Source organism: Melioribacter sp. (assembly GCF_049325435.1).
In the GTDB taxonomy this organism is placed as follows: Bacteria; Bacteroidota; Ignavibacteria; order Ignavibacteriales; family Melioribacteraceae; genus Melioribacter; species Melioribacter roseus.
The window spans coordinates 87,904-112,118 of record NZ_JBMOLD010000019.1; the positions used below are offsets into that span (position 1 = coordinate 87,904).

Sequence of the window (24,215 nt, forward strand, 5' to 3'; positions counted from 1 at the left end):
TAACGGTAATTATATGTTCAAGAGAATATTTATTTTTATTACGCTCGCGTTCCTGTTCTATTCTTGCAGCCTATGGAAAAATTTTACCACTTATTTTAATACCTACTATAATGCAAAAACTATTTTTGAACGCGCCGAAGAAGATCTATTAAAAGAACAAACCGACCCCTTTGCTTTCAGAACGGAAAAAGCGCGCCCTCAGCTCGATAAGGAATTTACCAGAGTTATTGAAAAATGCTCCAGAATTTTGCAGTTCGATACCGAATCTTCCTATTTTGACGACGCCCTGTTTCTTACCGGAAAAGCGTTTTATTATCAGCAGGAATATGCAAGGGCTCAACGCAAGTTTATTGAATTGTCCGCTATTCCCGAATCCGATTACGCCCTGGAAAACAAACTGTGGCTTGCTAAAACGCATTTGCAATTGCGCAATTTTGAAGAGGGATTACGCCTCATCGAAGAAGTCAAGCAAACGTCCCTTGCCGAGGAAGAGTACGAATTGTTCGAAAAAGCTTCAATTACAAAAATAGCGTTTCTGCTTTTCAGAGAACAATATGAAGATGCCGTCGCAGAGTGTAATGAATTTCTTGAAAATGCCGAAGACGATGAAACCGTGGCGTTGATCTATTATCAGCTCGGTAAAATTTATTTGCTTTTGGACAACAAAGAAAAAGCGCTCGAATCTTTTGCCAAAGTTCTCGACTTCTCTCCCTCATTCGATGTCGAATTCGAAAGCAGAATCGAATACGCAAGACTTCTGAAAGACCTTGGAAACGTCGACGAAAGCGAAGAATTGATAAATGATTTGTTGGGAGAAGGCAAATTTAAGGAACGGGAAGACCGAATTGTACTGGAACTGGGAAATATTTACTTCGAGAAAGGAGAGATAGATAAGGCTCTCGATATCTACAAGGATATCGATACAACTTACAAAAAGAAAAATACAGCCGTATCCGCGGATATTATGATCGGTAAAATTTATGAAATGTATAAAGGGGATTTCGACAGCGCGTATAAATATTATAATAAAGCCGTCACTTCTCCCTTGATCGACAAGGATTTGAAAGCCGAAATTGTCTCCCACAATAAAGTAATGGATAAATACTTCAAGCTAAACGACCAGATTAACGATCTGAATCTGCAATACGATTATGCGGTAAATCCCGACAGATTTATTCGCGATTCTGTCGACTACGATATTGCCTTCAAGCAGTATGTGGCTCAAAACAGGCAGAAGATGGAGCAGAATGCATCGAGGACCAATAATCCTTTGAGAAGAGGAAGAGGAGATGAACCGCAGCAGGATTCTGTCGCTGCGAGCGACACAACGGTAAGCGACACTACTAATTTGTCCGAGAAGAATCTCTCGTTAATCGAACTGATTGCAAAAGGAAAAGCCAAAAAGCCAACTCGTCCTACCATTAGCGTCGACTCGATTAAATCCTTGATTGCCCAGAACCTGTTTGAAAAAGGAAACCTGTTCTATTCCGAGCTAAATAATACCGACTCGGCGTTGGTTTATTTCAACAAAGTTCTGGATGAATACCCGGAAAGCCAATTTAAGGTTAACACTCTTTACGCGCTCGGTACATATTACGAATCGCAAGGAGCAAAAGAAAAAGCCGATAGTCTTTTCAGAATAATCTACGACAATTATCCGGGGCATAAATTATATACGGCGGCGGGAAGACAGCTCGGCTTAATAGAGGATGTGACCGAAGTTAAAGAAACAGGAGATCCGGTAGAAAAATTATACGTCGATGCCGAGAAAAAATATTATCAGAAAAATTATCACGATGCCATTGCCGCGTTCAAAAATATTTATCTTCAGCATCCGCGTTCCCCGTACGCTCCCAAATCAATTTATTATATCGGATTTATATACGAAGAACAAGCTAAAAACGATTCCGCGGCATTTTATTACAGAATTTTGACTTCCAAAGATTATCTCTCGACTCCGTACGGTAAAGCGGTGGTGGCAAAGTATAAGACGTACCAGGACGAACTGGAAAGGGTGGAAAAGGAAAAAGCCGAAAAGCTGAACGAAGCCAAAGATACGGTAAAGATAAAAGAAATTGCCGACAACGAAGGCTCTCCCGACTCGGTTGATCGGAAAAAAGAATTGATGAAAAAGGAGGTAATTCAAAAAGAAAAATCCGAAGGCATTAAACAGGATACGATAAAACCCGCCGTAATAAGAAACGAGGAGAAAGCCGATTCTGCCAAGAAAAAGCTTTTGAAATGAACCGCAAAAAAATATTTGAATTGATCGAAGGAGGAGAAAATCTTTATGTGGAATTCAAACAACGATTTTCTTCCTACGAAAAAATCGCCAAGGAAATGATGGCTTTTGCTAATACTCGAGGCGGTTACTTACTGATCGGAGTAGACGACGACAAGACAATCTACGGCATTGAAAGCGAAAAATCCGACCTCGAATTAATCGAAAAAACGGCGCGGGAATTTATCGAACCGCCCGTTGAATATTCCACGTTTGTCGTTCCGATTAAAAACAAAGAAATACTGGCAGTCGAAATAAAAGAATCGAATCTCAAACCTCATCGTCTGCAGGATTATCGACAGATTCTGGATTTGAACAGCGCGCTTGTTTACGTCAGAATTAACGATAAGAGCGTTCAGGCAAGCAAGGAAATGATTAAATTGTTACAGACGCAATCCTCCGGCGTTTCGTTGAAAAATTATTCGCTTGGAAAAAATGAAAAGATTGTTTTTGAATATCTCGATAAATATGAAACCATTACGGTTAAAACTCTATGTAAAATTGCAAATATATCGGAGCGAAGAGCTTCTCGAACTTTGATAAAACTCGTTCGCGCGAATATTTTGCTCATTCATATCAACGACAAGGGCGAAAGCTATTTTACGTATGCCGGCTGATTATTTGGTATCGTAGATTCTTCTTAAATCGAATATCGAGATGCCATAAGCTACCGCTACGTTGAGAGACTGCTTTATGCCGTATTGCGGAATTTCAATCGAAAAGTCGCACAATTCGAGAATATCGTCTGTCACGCCGCTGATTTCATTTCCCACCACAAGACAAAGAGGAAAGTCGTTTTTGGTAAGGTTATAATACGGCTTGCTGTTGTCGGTCAACTCCAAAGCGCAAATCTTAATGCCTTTGGATTTAAGTTCAAGGATAACGCTCTTTGTATCTTTTGCATATTCCCACGCCACGCTCTCTTCGGCTCCGAGCGAAGTCTTGAGCACTTCTTTTTTGGGAGGAGCGGGCGTGAATCCGCATAAATAGAGTTTTTCGACCATGGCTCCGTCTGAGGTGCGTAATATCGAGCCGACATTATAACTGCTTCTGATATTGTGAAGAACGGCATATACCGGCAATTTGCTGACTCGATGGAGCGTTTCCAAAGTGCTTCGGTTTTTTGAAATTTCTTCGTGCGATAATTTTCTCATAGTCAGATTTGTTTGTCCGTTAATTTCAGTCCGATTATTCCAAGAATAATAATCATAATAAAAAAGATTCTTAAAAATTCTTTCGACTCATTGAAAAAGAGCATTCCGTAGATAACCGTGCCGACGGCTCCTATGCCCGTCCATACAGCATAAGCGGTGCCAATCGGCAATTCTTTTGAACCGAGAGCCAAAAAATAAAAACTAAGCAGCATCGTTATAATTGTAAATATGCTCGCTTTCAGATTAGTGAGACCGTCGCTGTACTTTAGTCCGACAACCCAGCTTATTTCGAATAAAGCGGCGATAAATATGTAGATCCATCCCATAAGAAAAATATTTTTCCGGTAAAGATAATAAATATGGAAGGATATTACTTAAGAACCTTGAAATAGAGCGTGTCTGCCTGATACGACCCGAAGACGCCGATTGCTTCGCCTTCGAAATTCATCAAGGGCTCATGAAAATTGCCGTCGGGGTCCTGAACGCTGCCGTGAGTTAATAGAAACCGGCGAAAATTTTCGTCGCCCGCATAAATTATCAGTCGGTATCTGCCGTAAAACCATGTATCGAGCCATTCGATATTGTACTCGATTTTTTCAGCCGATGAATTTACGAACTGCAGCCACTTAAGTTGATTTCTGAAATTATCGAAACTTTCGTCGAGATCCGACGAATCGATTTCTATATACGGATTTTCATATATAAAAGAGGAATACGACGCGTCGAGCGCAACGATTGAAAACACATAAAATCCCGTGCCCGGAGAGGGCTTAAATACAACTTTGAAATTATTAACTTTGCCGTCGGCGCCCGTTTGACGGTACTTCATCGAATCGAGTATCGATTCTTCCCTTATTACTTCGAAACCTTTTGCCGGCGTAGTCGTCGTTGACGAAGCTTTCAGTCTTTTGCCGTCAATATCCGCTTCGATTGTCAGTCTGTAGGATTTATCGTAATCCACAATAAAATTTAATGCGCCTTCGAATGAAAATGTAGAATCGTTATATGTAAGAATTTCGGTTTTACCCGTTTCCAACTCGGTAATTTTAACTTCTGCGTTTTTGAGAATAAGAGAGAAAGGATTGGGCTGAGTGTTAATGGGGAAGTTTCTTGTTATTCTGATTCCCTTTATCGGATTGCCCGGAATTATATAGCCTTCCACTACGATTTTCGGTTTGTACTGTCCGGAGCCGATTTCAACGGTTCCCTCGCCGCACATAACCAACAACAAGCTCAATATAGCAAATAAATATTTTTTCATGTTTTTAGAATTTTATTGTAATTCCCACGCTCGGAAGTATTGGAAACATTGTCACGTTTTTTACTTTCAATTTCGCCGTATTGTTTTCGATTTCGTTTTCGTACTGTATGAACCACACATTTTTTCTGTTGAGAAGATTAAATACCTGAAGATAAGGAGAAAGCGACCAGCCGTCGTATGTTATTTTGTAATTGAGACTGAAATCGAGTCTTGCGTAGTAAGGCAGCCGGAATTCGTTAATGTCTGAAGGATAGAGCTGTAAACTGTTTTTGGTTATGTCCCAGTCGGGAACCGAGTTGGCAATATAGACCGATGCGGGAAGGGTTATCGGCTGCCCCGAAAAGTAAGTGAAGTTTAATCCCAGACTCCATTGCTTGTCGCTGTTTGCAAATTTTCTGCCGTATAACTCGTTTAACAGATTGCTTAAATCGGCATTCAGAACAAAATTTATTGCGTGAGTTCTGTCGTGTCGGGGCTTGAAATAATTGTTCTTATTTACGTTGTCAATCAGATACTCGGTTTGCGCGCATGAGTACGCCAGCCATCCTGTTAAAGCGCCCGCGTCTTTTCTTAACAAAATTTCAAGTCCTCTCGAATATCCGTCGCCCCGGTTGAATAATCCTTTGGTCGAAGCAAACACCGGCAAGTTATCTTTCGTATATCCCTGTGGCTCGACCTCGGCGCGGTAATTCGGATTGAACGAATAAATGTTATTGTAGGTTTTATAATAACCCTCTACTTCGAATTCGATATTTTTTGACAGTATCCGCTGATAACTGAGTATATAGTGGTTTGAGCTTGAGCCGTTTATATAATCGTCGGCGCTTACCCAAATACTTACGAAAAATAATCTCGGTATTCTGTTTGCATATTGATGAAAAATTCCGGTTGAAAATTTAAGATTGCTTTTTTCGGTAAGTCTGTACTTTACGGTCAAGCGCGGGTCGAGATTGCTGAAATTTTTGTCCGAAACGAAATAGTCGTATCTTAAGCCCGCTTCGATATCCCAGAGCGGATTGGGCGCCCATTGCGCGCTGAAATAGAGCGAATAGAGAGTTCGGTGTTTCGATACGTCGATGCGCGCCGATGTAAATTCCTGCTTCAACGCCCCGTTAATATTTTTCTGCTCGAATCCGAATTTAAAAGTAAATTCTTTGCTGTAGAAATAATCGACCGCTCCCTTGATAGTAAAATCTTCGATTCTGTTTGCCTCGCTGAATTCCACTATATCAATATTGAAGTCGGAAAAAAATCTGCTGGCTGTAATCCAAAAATTTCCAAATAGCTTCGGCGAAAAGATAGTTCTCCAGTTTATGCTTCCCGTCTGATTTCCCCAAACATACTTGAATCCGAAGGACTGCGGACGGTCTTTGTCCAATTTAAAATCGAGGTCGTCAATTCCGCCGTAGAAACTTACGCTTAGTTTATTCTTGTTATTAATGTCGAAAAAAGCTTTTATGTTGCCGTCCAGAAAATAATAGTCGGGTATATCGTCGATCACTTTTGCAAGCGTCTGGTCGAGATAAGTGCGCCTTACAGAACCGGAAAGGGAACCGATTTTACCGATCGGGGTTTGTAATGTAGTGTTGAGCGTAAGCAGACTCAACGTAGCTTTGCCTTCGAAATTGTTCCGGTTTCCGTCGTTGTTTATAACGTTAATCACAGCCGAAAGGCGACCGCCGTATTCGGCTCCGAATCCTCCTTTATAGACTTCCACTTTTTTGATTGCGTCGGTATTGAAAGTTGAAAACAATCCGAATGCATGTTCGGGATTGTAAACGTCTGTGCCGTCGATTAAAAATAAATTTTGATCGGGCGTGCCTCCTCTCACATAAATTGCCGACGAAAAATCGGAAACGGGAACTATGCCGGGCATGCTTTGCAGCGTTCGGAGGAGGTCGGCTTCCACAACCTGAGGCACTTTTCCCAATTGTACGGGCGAAAGGTCGATTTTGGAAACCGGTTTGTTGAATAATCTTTCGGGCATTCCGACCGAGTCCGCAGAAACTACAACTTCCCGGCTTATTACAGCCCCGGGTTCCAATTTAATGTCGAGTCTCTTTTCTTCGCCGTTTTTAATTGTAATTTTTGTTTGAAAAGTTTTGTACCCGATATAACTTGCAATTAACTCGTGCGATCCTTCGGGAATATTCGGTATGGCGAAGTAGCCGCTGCCGTTCGAAGCGGCGCCCAGATTAATCACTTTCAGATAAATATTGGCGCCTATCAATGCCTCGCCGTTGGAGGCGTCGTATATAAATCCGCTTAATGTCCCTTTCCCTTGCGAATAAATAAGAGTAGTAAAGAGAATATAAATTAGTATCGACTTTTTCATACAAAACAAAGAATATTCACCGGTGTTAGACGAATTAATTAAGAAGAAGTCAGCGGCGCTTTACTTCTTTCAAGTAGAGAACTCTGCCCGATTCCTTATCCGTGCATTTGACAAAATAATTGTTCCCGGTCAAATTCTGAAATTCGGTTAAAATAATATAATTGCAATTACACCTGCACAAATTGGCGGCAGTGTCCTGAACCGATATTGTAATGGTATCGCCGAGCTCTTTACTTTCCACTGCGAATCGATTGGAATCGGGACAACAATTACCGCTTACGCAAAATTCAACAACTAATTTTTCGAAAAAGCTGTAGTTAAAGCAACTGTCCGCTCCGGCTTTCTCCAAATTATTATATACCAGAGTCTGGCAGCCGGGCAATTGCTCGAACCGGAAATTATGTGTTTCCGGCTCGAAATTCGTCTCCTCACAGCCGCAACACAGAATAATTATCGCAATCAGAACTAGCGTACGATTTTTCATTAATACCCTCGCGTTCTTAATTTCAACGCCGTTTTATATCCGATATCGTGTATTTCCGTATTGTCGCTGAAAAGTCCCCACCTGTTTATAAGTTCAATCCTTTCGTAGAGAACCAGAGATTGGGTACGCGTGTCGTATACCTTTATTATAAAAGGCTTGTAAGAAACGTTTCTGTCGTGCGCAGGCGAAGTGCGGGGTTTAATGTCTTCGTCGATTCTTCCGTAGACTATTAAATCGCAGTCGATTATTTTTTTTATCGAATCGGCAATCTCGGAATCGATATCGTTAAATGAAATATCGAGACTGTCAATTTTATTCCATACGGTATCGTTTGTCAATACAATATAATCTTCTCTCATAAAACCCGTTTTGAGAGAATGATATAATTCGCTTGATACGTTGAACTCTCTTTCGTAAAAAGGCAGTATTAAAACGGTTTTTGCTTTTTCCACTTCCGATTGCGAATAAACTTGAATAAACGAAAGCAGGATGATGATTACTGCTTTCATGGTTGCTCCTCTTTGTTTAGTTGTATTTAACTGCCAGTTGCCCGCAGGCAGCCGCAATGTCGTCGCCCTGCGTATCTCTTATAAATACGCTTATGTTGCGTTGTCTCAATTTATCTGCAAAGTTTATAATCTCTTCGTATGGAGTCGGTTCCAATTCCGCGGAAATTCCTCCGGGATTCATATGTTTTATGCTGTTAAACGGAATGATGTTTATTTTGGAAGGAATCCTGCTGCATATTTTGGCTAATTCTTTAATGTCTTCATCCCGGTCGTTTATGCTCTTAAGCATCGTATATTCGAAAGTAATCCGAGTTTTTGTTTTCGCCGCATAATACTTCAATACTTCTATATTCTTTTCCAGCGGATATTTTTTATTTATGGGCATAATTTTGTTGCGGATATCGTCAAATGCGGAGTGAAGCGAGAATGCAAGTTTAACTCGTAAGCCGCTGTCGGCAAGCTCTCTTATTCTATCAGGTATTCCCGCTGTGGATACCGTAATACGATTTCGGCTCAAACTTTTGGATAGTTCGTGTGTGAATATTTCTATGGCTGTAAGAGTGTTCCTGTAATTCGTTAGCGGCTCTCCCATTCCCATAAAAACAATATTTGTAATTTTTTCCTTCCCATAGTCAGAAGCGATTAATAAATACTGGTCTGTAATTTCTCCGGCGGATAAATTTCTTTTGAAACCCATTAAACCCGTAGCGCAGAATTTACAATCGAGAGGGCAGCCTACCTGCGTGGACAAACAGAGAGTATTTCTGTCGCCGTCGGGAATTAGCACCGATTCTATTTTGTGTCCGTCTTTTGTAGAGAATAAGTATTTGACAGTGCCCGTCGAAACCGAATGTTGTTTGTCCTGAAGCGTCAGCGTTATTAATTCGGTCTCTTCAGCCAGCCGGATGCGTAAATTTTTCGGAAAATTGGATAGCTCTTCGGCGTCGAATACGATGTGGTTATAAATCCAGTTAAAAAGCTGATCGCCCCGGTACTTTGCCTCGCCTATCGATTCAAAGTAACTGCGCAGCTCTTTCAGAGTGAGTCCTTTTAATATTTTCTTAGAATTCCCATTCATAACGGCAAATATATGTACTCGCGGGATTAATTGCCCGTCAATAATTCGGTTGCTATTCGAAATTCCATTCCGTAGTTTCATATCAAACAAAATAATTTTAACGAATGCGGGAGCATTTATGGATTTTAATTTAACCGAAGAACATCTGTTGATTCAACAGGCGGCCAGAGAATTTGCGGAAAACGAAGCGGCTCCGTCAGCCGTCGATCGCGATATCAACGCCGAATTTCCGCACGATCTGGTTAAAAAAATGGGGGAGCTGGGATTTATGGGCATGATGGTGTCTCCGGAATACGACGGCGCAGGACTGGACACCGTTAGTTATGTGCTGGCTATGATTGAGATTTCCAAAGTGGACGCTAGTCTTGGAGTGATTATGTCTGTGAATAATTCGCTTGTCTGCTACGGATTGGAAGAATGGGGATCGGATTATCAGAAAGAAAAATATCTTAAACCTCTGGCGCGGGGCGATAAATTAGGCGCCTTTGCATTATCCGAACCGGAAGCCGGCAGCGACGCTACTCATCAACATACATCGGCGGTTAAAAAAGGCGACAGGTGGATTATTAACGGCGTTAAAAATTGGATTACAAACGGCATAAACGCTGATTATTATCTTGTGTTCGCTCAAACCGACAGGGAAAAACGCCACAAAGGAATTACTTGCTTTATCGTAGAAAAAGGAACTCCCGGATTTACTCACGGCAAAAAGGAAGACAAACTGGGCATCCGTAGCAGCGACACGTGTTCCTTGTTGTTCGAAAATTGCGAAGTGCCCGAAGAAAATATTCTTTGGGAAGTCGGAAAAGGTTTTAATGTAGCGATGAATACATTGAACGGCGGGCGAATCGGCATAGCGGCTCAAGCTTGCGGTATTGCGAAAGCCTCTTTCTCGGCTGCGGTTAAGTATTCCAAAACCCGCAAAGCTTTCGGAACCGAAATAGCCAATCTGCAAGCAATTCAGTTCAAGCTTGCGGAAATGTCGGTTAATCTCGAAGCGGCTAAACTCCTTACCTTAAAAGCCGCATTTCTTAAGGATAAGCATATCGATTATATCGAAGCTGCTGCGACGGCAAAATTATATTCTTCAAAAGTCGCTGTCGAAAACTCGCTCGAAGCCATTCAAATTCACGGAGGCTACGGATACGTAAGGGAATATTTGGTGGAAAGGTACCTGCGCGACGCAAAAATTACCGAAATTTACGAAGGCACATCGGAAATTCAGAGAATTGTTATTGCTAGAGAAATATTAAAACATTTCGAGTAATTATTTTTAAAGGGCGGAATCCCTACTCCGCCCTGCATCTTGTCGTTAAATTTAGTTATTTTAGTACACTTTAACTTAATTAAAGTTATGAAACGAGTATATCTGTTTATTTTGATTTTATACGCATCGTTAAACGCGCAACCCGAATGGACTAAATGGAATGCCGTTGAGCCTAACTATACGTGGGTAAAAACCGAGAGTAGTCAACGGAGTAATAACGATTTACTTTCATTCCTTGCAAACGGTTATCGGTATTTTATATCCGATGTGGACGGGGACAATTGTCCGTTTGAGCCTTCCTGTTCGGCTTTCTTCGTCAGATCGATTAAATCGGAAGGCATTTTTAAAGGATTTCTGATGTTTTCGGACCGTTTTGTGAGAGACATAAATTTTTTCAAAGGACTTGAAGACTATCCCGTCTCGGCAAGCGGAAAATTTTACGACCCTCCCGAAATCTATTCTTTATTACCGAATAAATATCAGGCGATTCCGAATGAAGATAAGTAAGCTTTTTCTAATTCTTTTTTTGTTTTCTAACAGGCTTATCGCTCAAACAGCCGAATTCGATTTTTATTCTCCCGAGTACCGTCTGAAGTTTGCCGATTATCTTTATGACTCTAACGACTATCTGCGCGCTCTCGACGAATACAGGGCTTATCTCAAATTTTCGCATAACGACACGGCGCTATTTAAATACGCCGATTGTTTTTTTAATATGAGGCGTTACGAAGAGGCTGCCGTTAATTTCAAATCGCTCTTCTTTAATTCGAAACTTGGAGAGAAAGCAAAATTAAAATTTTACCTTTCGTGTTTTTTGACCGGAAATTTGGATAACTTCAGAAAATTGGCTGAATATGATGTCTATCAACCGGAAGAATACAAAACAAACGTGAAATTACTGTCCGCCATATCGTATCTGTACGAAGGCAAAAAGGCGTCGGACACGTCTGAGTTTTTCGGGGCGTTTCCGGATTCGAACAAAACCGAAATAAAAAGTTTATATTATCTTAAATTTAATCCGCCGGTTAAAAGCGAATTGAAAGCGGGAATCCTGTCGGCGATCATACCGGGCGCAGGGAAAATTTATACTGGTAACATTAGCGACGGGATCGCTTCGTTTATAGTTACGGGTCTTACGGCTTATCTCTCGGTTTCGGCTTTTCAGCATGATCATAAATTCAGAGGTTATCTCTTTGCCGGTATGGCGGCGGCTTTTTACGCGGGTAATATTTACGGATCGGTTGCGGCTGCGAATATCTACAACGCGAGAATCCGCGTCGATACCGATAAAAAAATCAGATTTTATTTTGAGTCAAGAAATTATTACATGCCGGATTTGAATGTAAAATGAAAAAATTACTTTTGATATTCTTTCTGTTTTTTTCCGCTTTAAGCGCTCAAAATTCGCTTGAGAGCATAAGAGCGAAAGCCGACAGTTTGTATAAAAGCGGGAATTATTTCGACGCTATCACCGAATATAAAAGGCTCCGGTTTTTTGCCGAACTGACAAACAGTCCGTCCGAGTATTCGTATTACTCTAATTTTATGATAGGGAAATCGTACAAAGCAGGCGCGCGCTTCGACGACGCCGTAAAATATTTTTTCAAGGCTTCTCTCGACGCCGATGACAGAGGCAAAGAGTTCAGGACAAAAATCGAAATGATTAAAGTAAATATATTGAGGGGCACTCTGGCTAGAGCCGACGAAATTATTGAGGAAATTGAAAAAGACGAAAGATTCGGCGACAAAAGAGATTCTCTCAATTACTGGAGAGCCTGGATTAATATTTTTAACGATAAGTGGGACGAGGCTTATCGGATTTTAAAAGAAAATCAGTTGTCGTATGATATGCAGCGCGTATGCAGGAATGTTATCGAGCAAAAATATTCGGTTACTTTTGCAAAAACAATTTCTTATATTGTGCCGGGAAGTGGTCTTATTTATATGGGAAATTATCTGCAAGGATTTATGTCGCTCGGGTATAATTTATTGTTCGGATATTTTACGGCAGAGGCATTTGCAGCCGAGCGAATTTTCGACGGCATGACAAACGGCGCTCTCTTATGGCTGCGCTTTTACAGAGGTAATATTCAAGCGGCGGAAAGAAACGCTTACAAGAGGAACAAAGAAATCTATAATAAAGCGCTCGCATATTTCCAGTTAAATTACGACGGAGCAAAACCATGAAAATCACAGAAGATATTATAAGAAAAATTACGCTCGAAACTATCGAAGAACTCGGGCTGGGAGCCACAAAAGACGAAATTAAAAATGCCGTCCGTTCCAAAATCGAAACTATGAACGTCGACAATATCGATCTGAAAAACAAAAGTCTGGATTCCGGTAGGGTTATTCTCACTTCATTCGGATTGAATAAACCCGGAATCGTGGCTGCCGTTACAAAAGCGCTGGCGGAAAACGGTTGCGATATTCTCGACTTGAGTCAGAAAATTATGGGCGACTTTTTTACGATGATAATGATTATCGATATTACGGCTTCGCCAAAAGATTTGAGCGATGTTCAAAGCGAAATGCAAAAGGTCGCCGAAGACCTTAAAATTAAAATATATTTGCAGCACGAAGACGTTTTCAGATTTATGCACAGAATTTAATCACTATCACAAAATAAGATTATCCGCTTATGCAATACGAATTCGAAGAAATCCTCGAAACCATACGGATGACAGAAATCGAACACTTTGACATCCGTACGGTTACAATGGGAATAAGTTTGAGGGATTGCTCCGACAGGAATATTAAAGTAACCTGTCAGAAAATATACGATAAGATAATTCGTTACGGGAAAAATCACGTAAAGTACGCAAAGGAAATCGAAGCTCAATACGGTATCTCGATTGCCAATAAAAGAGTCTCCGTTACGCCTATATCGATACCGTTCGATTCCTGCAAAGAAGAGGAATTCGTAGAGATTGCTCGGACTCTCGATAAAGCGGCTGCTGATATCGGCATCGATTACATCGCCGGATATTCCGCCTTGGTTCAAAAAGGAATGACTAACGGCGAAAGGGAATTAATTAATTCGATACCGCTTGCGTTGGCTTCGACAAAACGTGTTTGTTCAAGCGTCAATGTGGCCTCCACGAAAACCGGTATCAATATCGACGCTGTCAGATTGATGGCGGAAGCGATTAAAAAAACCGCCGAATTAACAAAAGACCACGATTCTATCGGTTGCGCAAAACTGGTTGTCTTTGCCAATGCCGTAGAAGACAATCCTTTTGTCGCAGGAGCATTCCACGGCGTCAGCGAGCCGGAAGTAGTGTTAAATGTCGGTATTAGCGGGCCCGGCGTTGTGCTAGACGCAATTCGTGAAGCCGGACGCGTCGATTTGCAGCAACTTGCTGAAGTTATTAAAAAAACTATTTTTAAGATTACTCGAGCGGGTGAATTAATCGGCAGGAAAGTAGCCGAAAAAAACGGCATCCCGTTCGGCATAGTCGATATCTCTTTGGCTCCCACGCCCGCCGAGGGAGACAGTATAGGAGACATTCTAAAAGCCATGGGACTTGAAGACGTAGGCGCGCCGGGAACAACTGCGGCTCTGGCTATGTTGAATGACGCAGTTAAGAAAGCCGGCTTGATGGCAAGTTCTTCGGTAGGAGGTCTCAGCGGAGCTTTTATTCCGGTCAGCGAAGATATGGGAATGATTCGGGCGGTTCAAAACGGGAATCTGACTCTCGAAAAACTCGAAGCTATGACGGCTGTTTGTTCGGTGGGACTCGATATGATTGCAATACCCGGAGACACTCCCGTCGAAACAATCGCCGGTATAATCGCCGACGAATCGGCTATCGGTGTGATTAACGATAAAACTACCGCGGTCAGAATAATTCCCGCTTTCGGTAAAGTGGTCGGCGATTTTGTGGATTACGGCGGTTTGCTGGGTAAAGCTCCGGTCATGGAAGTCAAAAAACTTTGCAGTTCGGGTTTTATAAACAGAGGCGGCAGAATTCCTGCCCCTATGAGAAGTCTAACAAATTAATATTTCAGGAGGTACGATGAAAAAAGGTTTAATGATTGCGCTCGGTATAGTCGCCGCGCTTGTAATTCTTATTCTTGTTATTGTCGGATGGGGCGTGGGTGTTTACAATAATCTGATCGGTTTGAACGAAAAGGTCAATCAGGCTTGGAGTCAGGTGGAAAATCAATATCAACGGCGTTATGACCTGATTCCCAATCTGGTGGAGACAGTCAAAGGGGTGGCTAATTTCGAAAAAGAAACTTATACCGCGGTTACCGAAGCAAGAGCAAAAGTCGGTCAAATTAGACTGTCGCCCGACCAGTTAAGCGACCCCGAAGCTTTCAGGAAATTCCAGCAGGCTCAGGACGGGCTGAGCAGCGCGTTATCGAGATTATTGGTTGTTTCGGAAAATTATCCCCAATTGAAAGCCAACGAAAACTTTCTTCAGTTGCAGGCTCAGCTCGAAGGAACGGAAAACAGAATAGCAGTGGAAAGAATGAAATATAATCAGGTTGTTCAGGAATATAATACGCAAATAAAACGTTTCCCCGCCGCTTTGATTGCCAATATGGCGGGTTTCAAAGAAAAAGAGTATTTCCGCGCTGCAACCGGCGCTGAAGAAGCTCCCAGAGTTCAATTTTAGCGAATCTGTTATTGATGAAAAAAATCGTTTTTATATTACTTTTATTTTCATTTCGGTTGACTGCGCAGCCGGAGATACCAGCGCTTAAAAACTACGCCAACGATTTTACTTCTACGCTCACTCAGTCGCAACTGAGCGAGCTGAATTATTTGTTAAAAAGTTTTGACGATTCGACTTCCACTCAAATCGTATTTCTAATGATACGTTCTTTGCAGGGTTATCCGCTCGAATATTATACGTATGAAGTTGCCGACAAGAATAAAATCGGGCGAGCCGGAAAAAACAACGGCGTTTTGTTCTTTGTGGCAAAAGAGGACAGAAAAATGCGCATTGAAGTGGGATACGGTTTGGAAGGCGCGTTGCCGGACGCGCTTGCAAGTTCGATTCTTCGAAACGAGGTGAGACCCTATTTCAGAGAAGGAGATTACTATTCGGGTATTAAATCCGGAATAGCGGCAATTATGATGGCTGTCAAAGGCGAGTATACGAACGATAAACGCGTAGACGATGACAATGTAAAAGCGCCGATCGGTTATATAATAATGATAATACTCTTTTTGCTCTTAACCCGAGGGGGAAAAAGAGGAGGATTACTGCCCTGGCTTGTTATCGGTTCAATGGGAGGCGGAAGAAGCGGCGGCTGGGGAGGAGGCGGTTTCGGCGGAGGCGGCTTCAGCGGAGGAGGCGGTTCTTTCGGAGGCGGCGGAGCCAGCGGAAGTTGGTGATAATTCAAGAGAGAAAGTCCTTTTTTCCTTGACGTTATTTGCTCCTTTTATTATTATTTCATTGGTTTTACAAAGATTTTCAACTAAATTTTCTTTTATCAAATAAACCAGGAGAATTGAAAAATGGCTATAATGATAACCGACGAATGCATCAATTGCGGCGCATGCGAACCCGAATGCCCTAATACTGCAATTTATGAAGGCGGCGCGGAATGGACTCTGGCAGGCAAAACCTATGGTCCCGACGATCCTGCTCCTTCGGGCGCAACGGGCTTTTTCTCGCACGATTACTTTTATATAGTTCCCGACAAATGTACCGAGTGCGTCGGTTTCCACGATGAACCGCAATGCGCTGCTGTTTGTCCGGTCGATTGCTGCGTGCCCGATCCGAATCATGTCGAAGACAAAGAAACTCTCCTCAAAAAGAAAGAATATCTGGATTCGTTAGGAAGATAATTTTTTCAAGTCCCGAAGCTTTTTAACGCTTCGGGACTAATCTTTTATTCCGCAGAAGATTTTATTGCAACTTCCGCGGTTACGGGAAAGTGGTCAGAGGGATAGAGCTTCCTGTCGTCCGTCAATCTGTACGTTTTAATTATGTCCGACCCAAGAATTCTGAAATGTTTCGATACAAAGATAAAATCGATCTTACTTCCAGTGTCGTCTCCAGAAAAACGGTGATATGTGCCTTCATGCTCGGATTTCGGATGAAGGAATCGATAGGTATCCGTAAAACCGTTATTTAATATCAATTTTATTGTCTCTTCGTCTTCGGAACTGTTAAAATCTCCCGTAATTATAGTCGGAATATTTTTATTTATTTTTTTTAGCAGCAGTTGAGCGCTTTTAATTCTCGATTCCATCGATTTGTGGTCGAGATGCAGATTGTAAATTTCGAGCGCCTTGCCGGTAAATTTGTCATAAAGCCGCGCCCAGCTGCTGATTCTAGTGATTTCGTTTCCCCACGATTTAGAACCGGGGATATCGGGAGTCTCGGAAAACCAGAAAGTTCCGCTTGTATCCACTATAAACCGGTCTCTTAAATACAATACCGGCGCATATTCTCCCTCTGTTTTCCCGTTGTCTCTGCCTACGCCCACATAATTATAATAGGGAAATTGGTTGAGCGTTTCGTCCAACTGAAATTTGAGCGCTTCCTGCATTCCCAACAAATCCGGATAATAATTTCGAATAACTTCGAATGTAATATCTTTTCGGTTATCCCAACTGTTTATTCCGTCGTCGGCGCCGCCGTATCTTATGTTAAAGGTCATAACTTTAATCGGTACGGCGTCTTTTTCTTCTTTTTTTATTAGATTTGTAGTAGAGCAGCTTAATACGGCAAAAAGAGTAATCACCAAAACTGAACTCAACAACCTGTTTTGGGCGTTCATTATATACCTTCGTATTAGTTTGTTATTTTATAAAAAACATAAGAAAAAATTATGAAAATAGGTAGCTATCAACTGATTCCCGTCGAAACCTGCAGTTTCAAACTCGACGGGGGCGCGATGTTCGGCGTAGTTCCGAAAATTTTTTGGGAAAAGACAAATCCTCCCGACGAACAAAACAGAATTCTTCTTCATGCGCGTTGCCTCCTCTTGGAGTCTCCGGAAAGGAAAATATTAATCGATACCGGCGTGGGAGGAAACTGGAGCGAAAAATTTTCAGGGATTTACTGTATTGATAATTCGCAATTTTCAATGGAAAAATCGTTGTCGCAAAACGGCGTTAATCCGGAAGATATAACTGACGTTATAATTACCCATCTTCATTTCGATCATACCGGGGGAGCCACAAAATTGGTCGACGGCCAGTGGCAGCCTTCTTTTCCGAATGCGACTTATTATATACAAAAAAAGCAATATGATTGGGCAATGAATCCTTCCTTACGGGACAAAGCAAGTTACTTCAAAGAACGATACAAACCGCTGGCGGACAGAAATATGGTCGTCTTTACCGAAGGAAATCAAATACTAATCGAAGGAATCGAGTTTATAGAAATTAACGGACACACATTTGGTCAGCAATTGGTTAAAATTTCCGATTCGGATACTAAGCTTCTTTATTGCGCCGACTTGATTCCGTTTACGTCGCATATTCCGCTGCCCTATATAATGGGTTACGATCTCCAGCCTTTGGTTACACTGAAAGAAAAAATTGATATACTCAATCAAGCGGTCGAAGAAAATTGGACGCTGTTTTTCGAGCACGATCCGTACAGCGCCGCCGCAACTTTAGAGCGCAATGAAAAAGGCGCAATAGTAATAAGAGAAAAATTCGAAAAATTGCCATGAAAATTCCGGACGGTTTTGTAAAAGTTTGCAACATAAACGAATTGAAAGACGAAGAAGGAAAACAATTCTTTGTGGACGATGTGGAAATAGCTTTATTTAAAGTAAAAAAAAGCGTCTTTGCCGTAAGCAATATTTGTCCGCATCAAAAAACTCATCTTATGTACGACGGAATAATAGAAAACGAATATGTAATTTGCCCTTTGCACGGCTGGAAATTTAATTTGAACGACGGCTCTATGCCCAACGGCAGAAGGGGCATAGGCGTTTACGAGGTGAAAGTATTCGGAGACGATGTCTACGTCAAAGTGGATAATCGATTCCCCGACTGGTAACTGAATTATATAATTCAATTTTTTTTGATCAAATATGAAACTTACGAACGAAATCGTAATCGAAAAGGCGAGGGAAATCGGCTTCGATTTAATCGGCTTTGCTCCGTACCAAACATTGCAAGAGGAAACGGAAAGATTAAATCGGTGGCTCGATCGAAAATATCACGCCGGCATGAAATACATGGAAAAAAACATCGACAAAAGGTGCGATGTTAAGAATATTTTCCCCGAAGCAAAATCGATTATAAGTCTGGGTTTGAATTATTATATTAACGAAAAACATTCCAATCTGCCGGGACACGGAAAAATTTCCAGATACGCCTGGGGCAAAGATTATCATCTGATAGTTTGGGACAAACTTGAATTGCTCGAAGAAGAACTGAAAAAATTGGACGAAGGTTTTGTCGCGAAATCTTATGTTGATACCGGTCCGGTTATGGATAAAGTCTGGGCGATTAAATCGGGCATCGGCTGGATGGGAAAACATTCGAATATAATTAACAGAAATATGGGCAGCTGGTTTTTTATAGCTACTTTGATAAATAATAGAGAATTTGAATATTCCGAACCCGCGAACGAATTATGCGGCGCTTGCCGGGCTTGTATCGACGCCTGCCCCACGAGTGCTATTGTCGAGGATTTCGTAGTCGATTCGAACAAATGCATTTCGTATTTAACAATTGAAAACAAAGGCGAAATTCCGGGGGAATTTAAAGGTAAATTCGACAATTGGCTCTTCGGGTGCGACGTTTGCCAGGACGTATGCCCTTGGAATAAGAAATTTTCAATGCCCGCAAATGAAGAAGCCTTCAAACCGGCTGCATCAAAAGAATATTTATTGGAAGATATTATGAACATGACCGAAGAAGAGTTCAAAGAAAAATTTAACGTAAGCCCGATTAAAAGATCGAAACTGAAGGGATTGAAACGAAACGCTCAATTCCTGATCGATTCTGAATCGAATTGAATATATTTACATCTAATGAAATTAAAATACGGGAGATATTATGAACGAAAATCATCACAAAGTAATAGTAATCGGTTCGGGACCCGCTGGATTGACAGCCGCATTATATACAGGCAGAGCCAATTTGGAACCGATTGTTTTCGAAGGAATGCAACCGGGCGGACAGCTTACGATTACAACTGAAGTGGAAAATTATCCCGGTTTCGAAAACGGAATCCAGGGCCCCGAATTGATGGATATTATGAGAAAACAAGCGTGCAAATTCGGAGCCAAATGTGTATTCAAAAACGTCACCGAGGTCGATTTTTCGAAACGTCCTTTTGTAATTAAATCCGAGAACGAAAGTCACACTGCCGATTCCGTTATCATTGCAACCGGCGCTTCTGCAAAGTTGCTCGGCATCGAAAGCGAAAAGAAGTATATGGGATACGGAGTATCTGCGTGCGCTACGTGCGACGGGTTCTTTTTCAAAGATTTGAAAGTGCTGGTAGTCGGAGGCGGCGATACGGCGATGGAAGAAGCAACTTATTTGACAAAGTTTGCTTCAGAAGTAACGATTATTCACAGAAGAGACGAGTTCAGAGCTTCGAAAATCATGCTCGAAAGAGCGCGCAAAAATCCCAAAATAAAATTCATTACCAATGCGGTGATTAAAGAAATATTGGGTAAAGAAGAAGACGGAAGAAAGTCCGTTACGGGCGCTATTCTGGAAAATACCAAAGACGGTTCGACAACGGAAATTCAAGCCGACGGTATTTTTATAGCAATCGGACATCAACCGAATACATCTCTTTTCAAAGGTCAGCTCGAAATGGATGAAACCGGATATATCATTACCAAACCCGGCAGCACTCACACGAGCGTGGAAGGGGTCTTTGCCGCGGGCGACGTAGCCGATAAAAAATACAGACAGGCTATTACTGCGGCAGGCACCGGATGTATGGCTGCTCTCGACGCTCAACATTGGTTGGAAGAAAAAGAATTGGCTTAAAAAAGAGAAAGGGAGGCGTTGCCTCCCTTTTTTTATTTTACGTCCAGCAGTTCGACTTCAAAAATTAGCAAAGAATTCGGCTCAATAACTTCGCCGGCTCCGGCTTCGCCGTAACCCAATTCCGGAGGTATATAAAGCATCCATTTGTCGCCCACGTGCATCAGTTGCAATGCTTCGGTCCAGCCTTTGATAACTCTGTCGAGTTCGAATTCGGCGGGTTCGCCTCTGTCGTACGAACTGTCGAAAACTTTGCCGTCGATTGTCGTTCCTTTGTAGTGAACTCTTACAACGCTGTTTTCTTTCGGCGAAGGTCCGTCGCCTTTTACTAATACTTTATACTGCAATCCGCTCGGTAGAGTAACCACGCCTTCTTTATTCTTGTTTTCGGCGAGAAATTCTTCCGCCTCTTTTTTATTCTTTACTTTCTGTTCGTCAATCTTAGCGTTGCGCATGGCAATCAGTTTCTGATTCAGTCGGATCATCATTGTTTGAATCTGGCTGTCGGTCAAAAGCGATTTCCCTTCCGACTGGTCTTTCAAGCCCTGAAAAAGAACTTCGTAGTTAATTTTTAATTGAGGATCGCTGATATTCTTTCCGATACTTTGACCCACGCTGTAGCTGATCGAATCTTCCGCCGTCTTCAGAATGGATTCCTGCTGTGCCGATATTATTCCTGCCGATAATAACAGCAATGCGATTATTCCGGTTAATTTCATTTGTACTCCCGTAAATTTATAAATTGTGATTGTTGAAAATATATCCTGTCGCCATGAATAGCAAATCAATTGACTAATCTCTTTCATTCCTTTATTTTTAATATATCAATCGGGAGACAAAGCAATGAAGAAGATTATATTATTGTTGTTGATTCCGTTCGCTTTGACGGCTCAATCATTTTACGGCAATAATCCTTTCGCTCACACGTATTCAATTGTCGCTTACGACTCGACTACGGGCGAAATCGGGGTGGCGGTTCAATCGCACTGGTTTTCGGTAGGATCAGTCGTATGTTGGGGCGAGGCGGGAGTAGGAGTAGTTGCGACTCAATCGTTCGTAAACGTTTCTTTCGGTCCGCGGGGATTGGAACTCCTGAAAGAAGGACTCACACCCGGAGAAGCCGTGGATAAACTTTTGAGCGACGACGAAGGAAGGGAATACAGACAATTGGCTATTCTCGACGCCAAGGGAAATGTTGCCGCTTTTACTGGAAAGAACTGCATTCAACCGGCCGGACATATTGTAGGGAAAGGCTATTCGGTTCAGGCTAATTTAATGTCGAACGACAAAATCTGGGGCGCAATGTCGAAAGCGTTTGAAAATTCCGAAGGTCCTCTGGCCGAGAGAATGGTAGCGGCTCTGGAAGCCGCCGAAAATGCCGGAGGCGATATCAGAGGCAAACAATCTGCGGCTTTGTTGGTCTTCTCAGGCAAACCGACCGGTAAAATATGGCTCGATAAATTGGTCGACTTGAGAGTTGACGATCATCCCGAGCCGATAAAAGAAATAAAAAGACTGCTTAAAGTGCACAGGGCGTATGAACACATGAATAACGGCGACCTGGCAGTCGAGAAAAACGACATGGAAACCGCAATGAAAGAATACTCGGCGGCAATGGATATGTTTCCCGATAATCTTGAAATGAAATATTGGACGGCTGTTACGCTCGCTAATAACGACAGGATCGAAGACGCCCTTAAACTTTTCAAAGAGGTGTTCGATAAAGATAAAAATTGGAAAACGCTCACTCCGAGACTCGTACCCAGCGGTTTGTTGAAAGTTACGGATGAAAATTTGAAGCTGATAATGAATTTATAAATTATTAAAATTATGAGAGGCGTATATGAAATTTTTTTCGTTATTATTTCTCGTTGCGGGATTATTATTCGCACAAAACAACGAAATTAAAACAGTCGATTATGTAGACATAAACAAATATGCGGGACTTTGGTACGAAATAGCAAAAATACCAAACAAGTTCCAGGATCATTGCATAAAGGGAACAACAGCTAACTATACGCTTACGGAGAGCGGGGAAATTAAAGTTGTAAACTCCTGCGTCGAAGAAGACGGAGAGACGGATAAAGCCGAAGGCGTAGCGCGCGTTGTCGATAAAAAAACGAATTCCAAATTGGAAGTAAGTTTTTTCAGTATTCTGGGATGGCGTCCCGTGTGGGGCGATTACTGGATAATCGGATTGGACGAATATTATCAATGGGCGGTTGTTGGAACGCCGTCGAGAAAATACGGTTGGATATTGAGCCGAACGCCGGAACTGAATAGCGAAGCCCTCGACCGAATATTTTCTATACTCAAACAAAACGGTTATAATCCCGAGGACTTCGAATTCGGCAATCAATAAATATCAGAGAAACATTTGCGCTCCGGGACCGACTGGAATGCCGAGTATGAACCAGATAATAAATAATATTACCCATATAATGAAAAACGTAAAAGTATACGGCAGCATCGTTGCAATCAGTGTGCCTATTCCTGCTTTCGAATCGTATTTCCCCACGAATGCAATAATGAGAGCAAAGTAGGACATCATCGGGGATATGATGTTGGTTATGCTGTCGCCGACCCTGTAAGCCGCCTGAACCAGTTCGGGCGTATATCCCAAAAGCATAAACATCGGTACGAAAACCGGGGCCATTACAGCCCACTTAGCCGAGGCGCTTCCGATGAATAAATTAATTATTGCCGAAATAATTATAAACGCTATCAACAGTGGAATGGGACCCAAGCCGGAAGCTTTTAGAAAATTAGCTCCTTCGACCGCTACGATCAATCCTAAATTCGTCCAATTGAAAAATGCAACGAATTGAGCGGCAAAGAAAACCAGAACGATATAAGAACCAAGTGTCTCCATCGATTTATTCATGCCCTTTACAACATCGCTGTCGTTTTTAATTGTGCGGGCTCCTATTCCGTATGCTATACCGGATATCAGTCCTCCCATAAATATGAACGCAACAATTCCTTTCAGAAACGGAGATTTAAGAATACTGCCGGTATTTATTTCTCTTAGAAAACCGTCTTCCGGTAAAATTCCGATCAGAATAATTGCAGTAAAAAGTAATACTGCATATGCGGTAAACTTCAATCCTCTTTTTTCCGCTTTGTCCAGAGGTTTGATTTCCTCCGCTTCCACGTTCCCGGAATACTTACCCAATCTCGGTTCCACTATTTTTTCCGTAACCCACGTTCCGGCGGCTGCAATAAAAAATGTCGAAACAAACATGAAATAATAATTTGCCGCGGCGTTTACTTCATACGATTTGTCGATTATGTGCGCCGCTTCCTGAGTAAGTCCGGCAAGAAGAGGGTCGATTGTGCCGAGTAGAAGATTTGCGCTATAACCTCCCGAGACTCCCGCAAAAGCGGCTGCCAGTCCCGCTATCGGATGACGCCCGGCGGCAAGAAAAATTATTGCCGATAATGGGACAAGAAGCACGTAGCCTATTTCACTTGCGGTATTGGACAGTATACCCGAAAAAACAATTACGAATGTTAAAAGTTTGGGCGGCGATTTCAAAACGAGGTATCTTAATACCGTGCCTATCAAACCGCTGTGTTCGGCAACCGCAATTCCGAGCAGCGCAACCAATACGGTTCCGAGCGGGGCAAAAGAGGTAAAATTGGTAATCATATTTAAGATTATTCGATGAATCCCTTCTACCGAAAGGAGATTTACCGGAGTTATAATTTCGCCCGTCCCGGGGTGGACTACCGAAAATTCGAATCGGCTGACCAGCCAAGACAATATTACCACGGATAGCGCAAAAAGAGCAAATAATGTTGTGGGATGAGGCAGGCGATTGCCTACATTTTCCACAATCGACAAAAATTTATCTATATATTTATTCGAAGTATTTTTTTTCATATTCTCTCTTTCGTTTCATATTGATT

27 protein-coding genes are annotated in these 24,215 nt (G+C 42.0%); 17 read left to right on the top strand and 10 right to left on the bottom strand.

Annotated features, from left to right (window positions below; all coding sequences use genetic code 11):
- The first annotated feature begins 13 nt into the window (after window positions 1-13).
- A complete protein-coding gene (locus ACOYVE_RS14230; RefSeq protein ID WP_157867287.1) occupies window positions 14-2,245 on the top strand; it encodes a tetratricopeptide repeat protein in 2,232 nt (743 codons plus the stop codon).
- A complete protein-coding gene (locus tag ACOYVE_RS14235) occupies window positions 2,242-2,898 on the top strand; it encodes a helix-turn-helix domain-containing protein (RefSeq protein WP_014855109.1) in 657 nt (218 codons plus the stop codon). The genes ACOYVE_RS14230 and ACOYVE_RS14235 overlap by 4 nt, the downstream gene beginning before the upstream one ends.
- Here ACOYVE_RS14235 and ACOYVE_RS14240 read toward each other — a convergent pair whose 3' ends face one another.
- Genes ACOYVE_RS14240 through rlmN form a run of 7 tightly spaced genes read right to left on the bottom strand, consistent with a single transcriptional unit; the run spans window position 2,899 to window position 9,102 of the window.
- A complete protein-coding gene (locus ACOYVE_RS14240; protein WP_014855108.1) occupies window positions 2,899-3,435 on the bottom strand; it encodes an RNA methyltransferase in 537 nt (178 codons plus the stop codon).
- Window positions 3,436-3,437: 2 nt separating this feature from the next.
- Complete coding sequence (locus ACOYVE_RS14245) at window positions 3,438-3,761, bottom strand: DMT family transporter (protein WP_014855107.1); 324 nt, start codon at window positions 3,759-3,761, stop codon at window positions 3,438-3,440.
- Window positions 3,762-3,805: 44 nt separating this feature from the next.
- Window positions 3,806-4,696 carry a DUF4249 family protein gene (locus tag ACOYVE_RS14250; RefSeq protein ID WP_422882484.1) on the bottom strand — a complete coding sequence of 297 codons (891 nt, stop codon included), beginning with the start codon at window positions 4,694-4,696 and terminating at the stop codon, window positions 3,806-3,808.
- A 4-nt stretch (window positions 4,697-4,700) separates the two neighbouring features.
- Window positions 4,701-7,031: a TonB-dependent receptor gene (locus tag ACOYVE_RS14255; RefSeq protein WP_041355738.1), complete on the bottom strand. Its 2,331-nt coding sequence runs from the start codon at window positions 7,029-7,031 to the stop codon at window positions 4,701-4,703.
- A 49-nt stretch (window positions 7,032-7,080) separates the two neighbouring features.
- Window positions 7,081-7,515 (bottom strand): hypothetical protein, encoded by a 435-nt coding sequence (locus ACOYVE_RS14260; protein WP_422882486.1) that lies wholly within the window; start codon window positions 7,513-7,515, stop codon window positions 7,081-7,083.
- The gene (locus ACOYVE_RS14265) at window positions 7,515-8,024 is read right to left on the bottom strand and encodes a hypothetical protein (RefSeq protein ID WP_014855102.1); all 510 of its coding nucleotides are present in this window, start codon (window positions 8,022-8,024) and stop codon (window positions 7,515-7,517) included. Before ACOYVE_RS14265 ends, ACOYVE_RS14260 begins: the two co-directional genes overlap by 1 nt.
- Window positions 8,025-8,040: 16 nt before the next feature.
- The gene (rlmN, locus tag ACOYVE_RS14270) at window positions 8,041-9,102 is read right to left on the bottom strand and encodes a 23S rRNA (adenine(2503)-C(2))-methyltransferase RlmN (RefSeq protein ID WP_422882488.1); all 1,062 of its coding nucleotides are present in this window, start codon (window positions 9,100-9,102) and stop codon (window positions 8,041-8,043) included.
- Between the two features lie 118 nt (window positions 9,103-9,220).
- Between rlmN and ACOYVE_RS14275 the strand changes: the two genes are divergently transcribed.
- The 9 genes from ACOYVE_RS14275 (at window position 9,221) to ACOYVE_RS14315 (ending at window position 16,175) form a co-directional block, all read left to right on the top strand.
- Window positions 9,221-10,369, top strand: a complete 1,149-nt coding sequence (locus ACOYVE_RS14275; RefSeq protein WP_422882490.1) for an acyl-CoA dehydrogenase — start codon at window positions 9,221-9,223, stop codon at window positions 10,367-10,369.
- 87 nt (window positions 10,370-10,456) lie between these two features.
- On the top strand, window positions 10,457-10,876 hold the full coding sequence (gene yidD / locus ACOYVE_RS14280; RefSeq protein ID WP_422882492.1) for a membrane protein insertion efficiency factor YidD: 420 nt from the start codon (window positions 10,457-10,459) through the stop codon (window positions 10,874-10,876).
- Window positions 10,863-11,720: a hypothetical protein gene (locus ACOYVE_RS14285; protein WP_422882494.1), complete on the top strand. Its 858-nt coding sequence runs from the start codon at window positions 10,863-10,865 to the stop codon at window positions 11,718-11,720. Before yidD ends, ACOYVE_RS14285 begins: the two co-directional genes overlap by 14 nt.
- Complete coding sequence (locus ACOYVE_RS14290) at window positions 11,717-12,556, top strand: hypothetical protein (protein ID WP_422882495.1); 840 nt, start codon at window positions 11,717-11,719, stop codon at window positions 12,554-12,556. Before ACOYVE_RS14285 ends, ACOYVE_RS14290 begins: the two co-directional genes overlap by 4 nt.
- The gene (locus ACOYVE_RS14295; protein WP_422882497.1) at window positions 12,553-12,981 is read left to right on the top strand and encodes an ACT domain-containing protein; all 429 of its coding nucleotides are present in this window, start codon (window positions 12,553-12,555) and stop codon (window positions 12,979-12,981) included. Before ACOYVE_RS14290 ends, ACOYVE_RS14295 begins: the two co-directional genes overlap by 4 nt.
- Before the next feature lie 29 nt (window positions 12,982-13,010).
- Window positions 13,011-14,372 (top strand): PFL family protein, encoded by a 1,362-nt coding sequence (locus ACOYVE_RS14300; RefSeq protein ID WP_014855095.1) that lies wholly within the window; start codon window positions 13,011-13,013, stop codon window positions 14,370-14,372.
- A gap of 16 nt (window positions 14,373-14,388) precedes the next feature.
- Window positions 14,389-14,994, top strand: a complete 606-nt coding sequence (locus tag ACOYVE_RS14305; protein ID WP_014855094.1) for a LemA family protein — start codon at window positions 14,389-14,391, stop codon at window positions 14,992-14,994.
- Window positions 14,995-15,008: 14 nt separating this feature from the next.
- The gene (locus tag ACOYVE_RS14310; protein ID WP_422882498.1) at window positions 15,009-15,719 is read left to right on the top strand and encodes a TPM domain-containing protein; all 711 of its coding nucleotides are present in this window, start codon (window positions 15,009-15,011) and stop codon (window positions 15,717-15,719) included.
- Between the two features lie 123 nt (window positions 15,720-15,842).
- The gene (locus tag ACOYVE_RS14315; RefSeq protein WP_014855092.1) at window positions 15,843-16,175 is read left to right on the top strand and encodes a 4Fe-4S dicluster domain-containing protein; all 333 of its coding nucleotides are present in this window, start codon (window positions 15,843-15,845) and stop codon (window positions 16,173-16,175) included.
- 44 nt (window positions 16,176-16,219) lie between these two features.
- Here ACOYVE_RS14315 and ACOYVE_RS14320 read toward each other — a convergent pair whose 3' ends face one another.
- Window positions 16,220-17,113, bottom strand: coding sequence for an endonuclease/exonuclease/phosphatase family protein (locus ACOYVE_RS14320; protein WP_014855091.1), 894 nt, complete (start codon window positions 17,111-17,113; stop codon window positions 16,220-16,222).
- 51 nt (window positions 17,114-17,164) lie between these two features.
- On the opposite strand from ACOYVE_RS14320, the gene ACOYVE_RS14325 reads away from it, so the two are divergent.
- From ACOYVE_RS14325 to trxB, 4 genes are read left to right on the top strand one after another with little or no spacing between them, the layout of a single operon-like run.
- Entirely contained in the window at window positions 17,165-18,016 is an 852-nt protein-coding gene (locus ACOYVE_RS14325) for an MBL fold metallo-hydrolase (RefSeq protein WP_422882501.1), read from the top strand.
- Window positions 18,013-18,348 carry a nitrite reductase small subunit NirD gene (gene nirD / locus ACOYVE_RS14330; RefSeq protein ID WP_422882503.1) on the top strand — a complete coding sequence of 112 codons (336 nt, stop codon included), beginning with the start codon at window positions 18,013-18,015 and terminating at the stop codon, window positions 18,346-18,348. The genes ACOYVE_RS14325 and nirD overlap by 4 nt, the downstream gene beginning before the upstream one ends.
- Before the next feature lie 34 nt (window positions 18,349-18,382).
- Entirely contained in the window at window positions 18,383-19,315 is a 933-nt protein-coding gene (gene queG / locus ACOYVE_RS14335) for a tRNA epoxyqueuosine(34) reductase QueG (protein WP_422882505.1), read from the top strand.
- 40 nt (window positions 19,316-19,355) lie between these two features.
- Window positions 19,356-20,306: a thioredoxin-disulfide reductase gene (trxB, locus tag ACOYVE_RS14340; protein ID WP_014855086.1), complete on the top strand. Its 951-nt coding sequence runs from the start codon at window positions 19,356-19,358 to the stop codon at window positions 20,304-20,306.
- Window positions 20,307-20,338: 32 nt separating this feature from the next.
- Here the strand turns inward: trxB and ACOYVE_RS14345 are convergent, their stop codons facing one another.
- Window positions 20,339-21,022: an FKBP-type peptidyl-prolyl cis-trans isomerase gene (locus ACOYVE_RS14345; RefSeq protein WP_422882506.1), complete on the bottom strand. Its 684-nt coding sequence runs from the start codon at window positions 21,020-21,022 to the stop codon at window positions 20,339-20,341.
- 124 nt (window positions 21,023-21,146) lie between these two features.
- On the opposite strand from ACOYVE_RS14345, the gene ACOYVE_RS14350 reads away from it, so the two are divergent.
- Together ACOYVE_RS14350 and ACOYVE_RS14355 are read left to right on the top strand one after the other, a co-directional pair.
- Complete coding sequence (locus tag ACOYVE_RS14350) at window positions 21,147-22,121, top strand: DUF1028 domain-containing protein (protein WP_422882508.1); 975 nt, start codon at window positions 21,147-21,149, stop codon at window positions 22,119-22,121.
- Between the two features lie 25 nt (window positions 22,122-22,146).
- Complete coding sequence (locus ACOYVE_RS14355) at window positions 22,147-22,665, top strand: lipocalin family protein (RefSeq protein ID WP_422882510.1); 519 nt, start codon at window positions 22,147-22,149, stop codon at window positions 22,663-22,665.
- A gap of 3 nt (window positions 22,666-22,668) precedes the next feature.
- Here ACOYVE_RS14355 and ACOYVE_RS14360 read toward each other — a convergent pair whose 3' ends face one another.
- Window positions 22,669-24,189: an AbgT family transporter gene (locus ACOYVE_RS14360; protein ID WP_422882512.1), complete on the bottom strand. Its 1,521-nt coding sequence runs from the start codon at window positions 24,187-24,189 to the stop codon at window positions 22,669-22,671.
- Window positions 24,190-24,215: the final 26 nt, after the last annotated feature.

Coding starts and splice junctions, on each gene's coding strand:
- nirD (WP_422882503.1), top strand. CDS start 18,013: ATGAAAATTCCGGACGGTTTTGTAAAAGTTTGCAACATAAACGAATTG.
- ACOYVE_RS14305 (WP_014855094.1), top strand. CDS start 14,389: ATGAAAAAAGGTTTAATGATTGCGCTCGGTATAGTCGCCGCGCTTGTA.
- ACOYVE_RS14260 (WP_422882486.1), bottom strand. CDS start 7,515: ATGAAAAATCGTACGCTAGTTCTGATTGCGATAATTATTCTGTGTTGC.
- ACOYVE_RS14325 (WP_422882501.1), top strand. CDS start 17,165: ATGAAAATAGGTAGCTATCAACTGATTCCCGTCGAAACCTGCAGTTTC.
- ACOYVE_RS14300 (WP_014855095.1), top strand. CDS start 13,011: ATGCAATACGAATTCGAAGAAATCCTCGAAACCATACGGATGACAGAA.
- ACOYVE_RS14290 (WP_422882495.1), top strand. CDS start 11,717: ATGAAAAAATTACTTTTGATATTCTTTCTGTTTTTTTCCGCTTTAAGC.
- ACOYVE_RS14360 (WP_422882512.1), bottom strand. CDS start 24,189: ATGAAAAAAAATACTTCGAATAAATATATAGATAAATTTTTGTCGATT.
- ACOYVE_RS14255 (WP_041355738.1), bottom strand. CDS start 7,031: ATGAAAAAGTCGATACTAATTTATATTCTCTTTACTACTCTTATTTAT.
- rlmN (WP_422882488.1), bottom strand. CDS start 9,102: ATGAATGGGAATTCTAAGAAAATATTAAAAGGACTCACTCTGAAAGAG.
- ACOYVE_RS14320 (WP_014855091.1), bottom strand. CDS start 17,113: ATGAACGCCCAAAACAGGTTGTTGAGTTCAGTTTTGGTGATTACTCTT.
- yidD (WP_422882492.1), top strand. CDS start 10,457: ATGAAACGAGTATATCTGTTTATTTTGATTTTATACGCATCGTTAAAC.
- ACOYVE_RS14355 (WP_422882510.1), top strand. CDS start 22,147: ATGAAATTTTTTTCGTTATTATTTCTCGTTGCGGGATTATTATTCGCA.
- ACOYVE_RS14295 (WP_422882497.1), top strand. CDS start 12,553: ATGAAAATCACAGAAGATATTATAAGAAAAATTACGCTCGAAACTATC.
- ACOYVE_RS14265 (WP_014855102.1), bottom strand. CDS start 8,024: ATGAAAGCAGTAATCATCATCCTGCTTTCGTTTATTCAAGTTTATTCG.
- ACOYVE_RS14315 (WP_014855092.1), top strand. CDS start 15,843: ATGGCTATAATGATAACCGACGAATGCATCAATTGCGGCGCATGCGAA.
- ACOYVE_RS14345 (WP_422882506.1), bottom strand. CDS start 21,022: ATGAAATTAACCGGAATAATCGCATTGCTGTTATTATCGGCAGGAATA.
- ACOYVE_RS14240 (WP_014855108.1), bottom strand. CDS start 3,435: ATGAGAAAATTATCGCACGAAGAAATTTCAAAAAACCGAAGCACTTTG.
- ACOYVE_RS14275 (WP_422882490.1), top strand. CDS start 9,221: ATGGATTTTAATTTAACCGAAGAACATCTGTTGATTCAACAGGCGGCC.
- ACOYVE_RS14235 (WP_014855109.1), top strand. CDS start 2,242: ATGAACCGCAAAAAAATATTTGAATTGATCGAAGGAGGAGAAAATCTT.
- trxB (WP_014855086.1), top strand. CDS start 19,356: ATGAACGAAAATCATCACAAAGTAATAGTAATCGGTTCGGGACCCGCT.
- ACOYVE_RS14310 (WP_422882498.1), top strand. CDS start 15,009: ATGAAAAAAATCGTTTTTATATTACTTTTATTTTCATTTCGGTTGACT.
- ACOYVE_RS14245 (WP_014855107.1), bottom strand. CDS start 3,761: ATGGGATGGATCTACATATTTATCGCCGCTTTATTCGAAATAAGCTGG.
- ACOYVE_RS14250 (WP_422882484.1), bottom strand. CDS start 4,696: ATGAAAAAATATTTATTTGCTATATTGAGCTTGTTGTTGGTTATGTGC.
- ACOYVE_RS14285 (WP_422882494.1), top strand. CDS start 10,863: ATGAAGATAAGTAAGCTTTTTCTAATTCTTTTTTTGTTTTCTAACAGG.
- ACOYVE_RS14350 (WP_422882508.1), top strand. CDS start 21,147: ATGAAGAAGATTATATTATTGTTGTTGATTCCGTTCGCTTTGACGGCT.
- ACOYVE_RS14230 (WP_157867287.1), top strand. CDS start 14: ATGTTCAAGAGAATATTTATTTTTATTACGCTCGCGTTCCTGTTCTAT.
- queG (WP_422882505.1), top strand. CDS start 18,383: ATGAAACTTACGAACGAAATCGTAATCGAAAAGGCGAGGGAAATCGGC.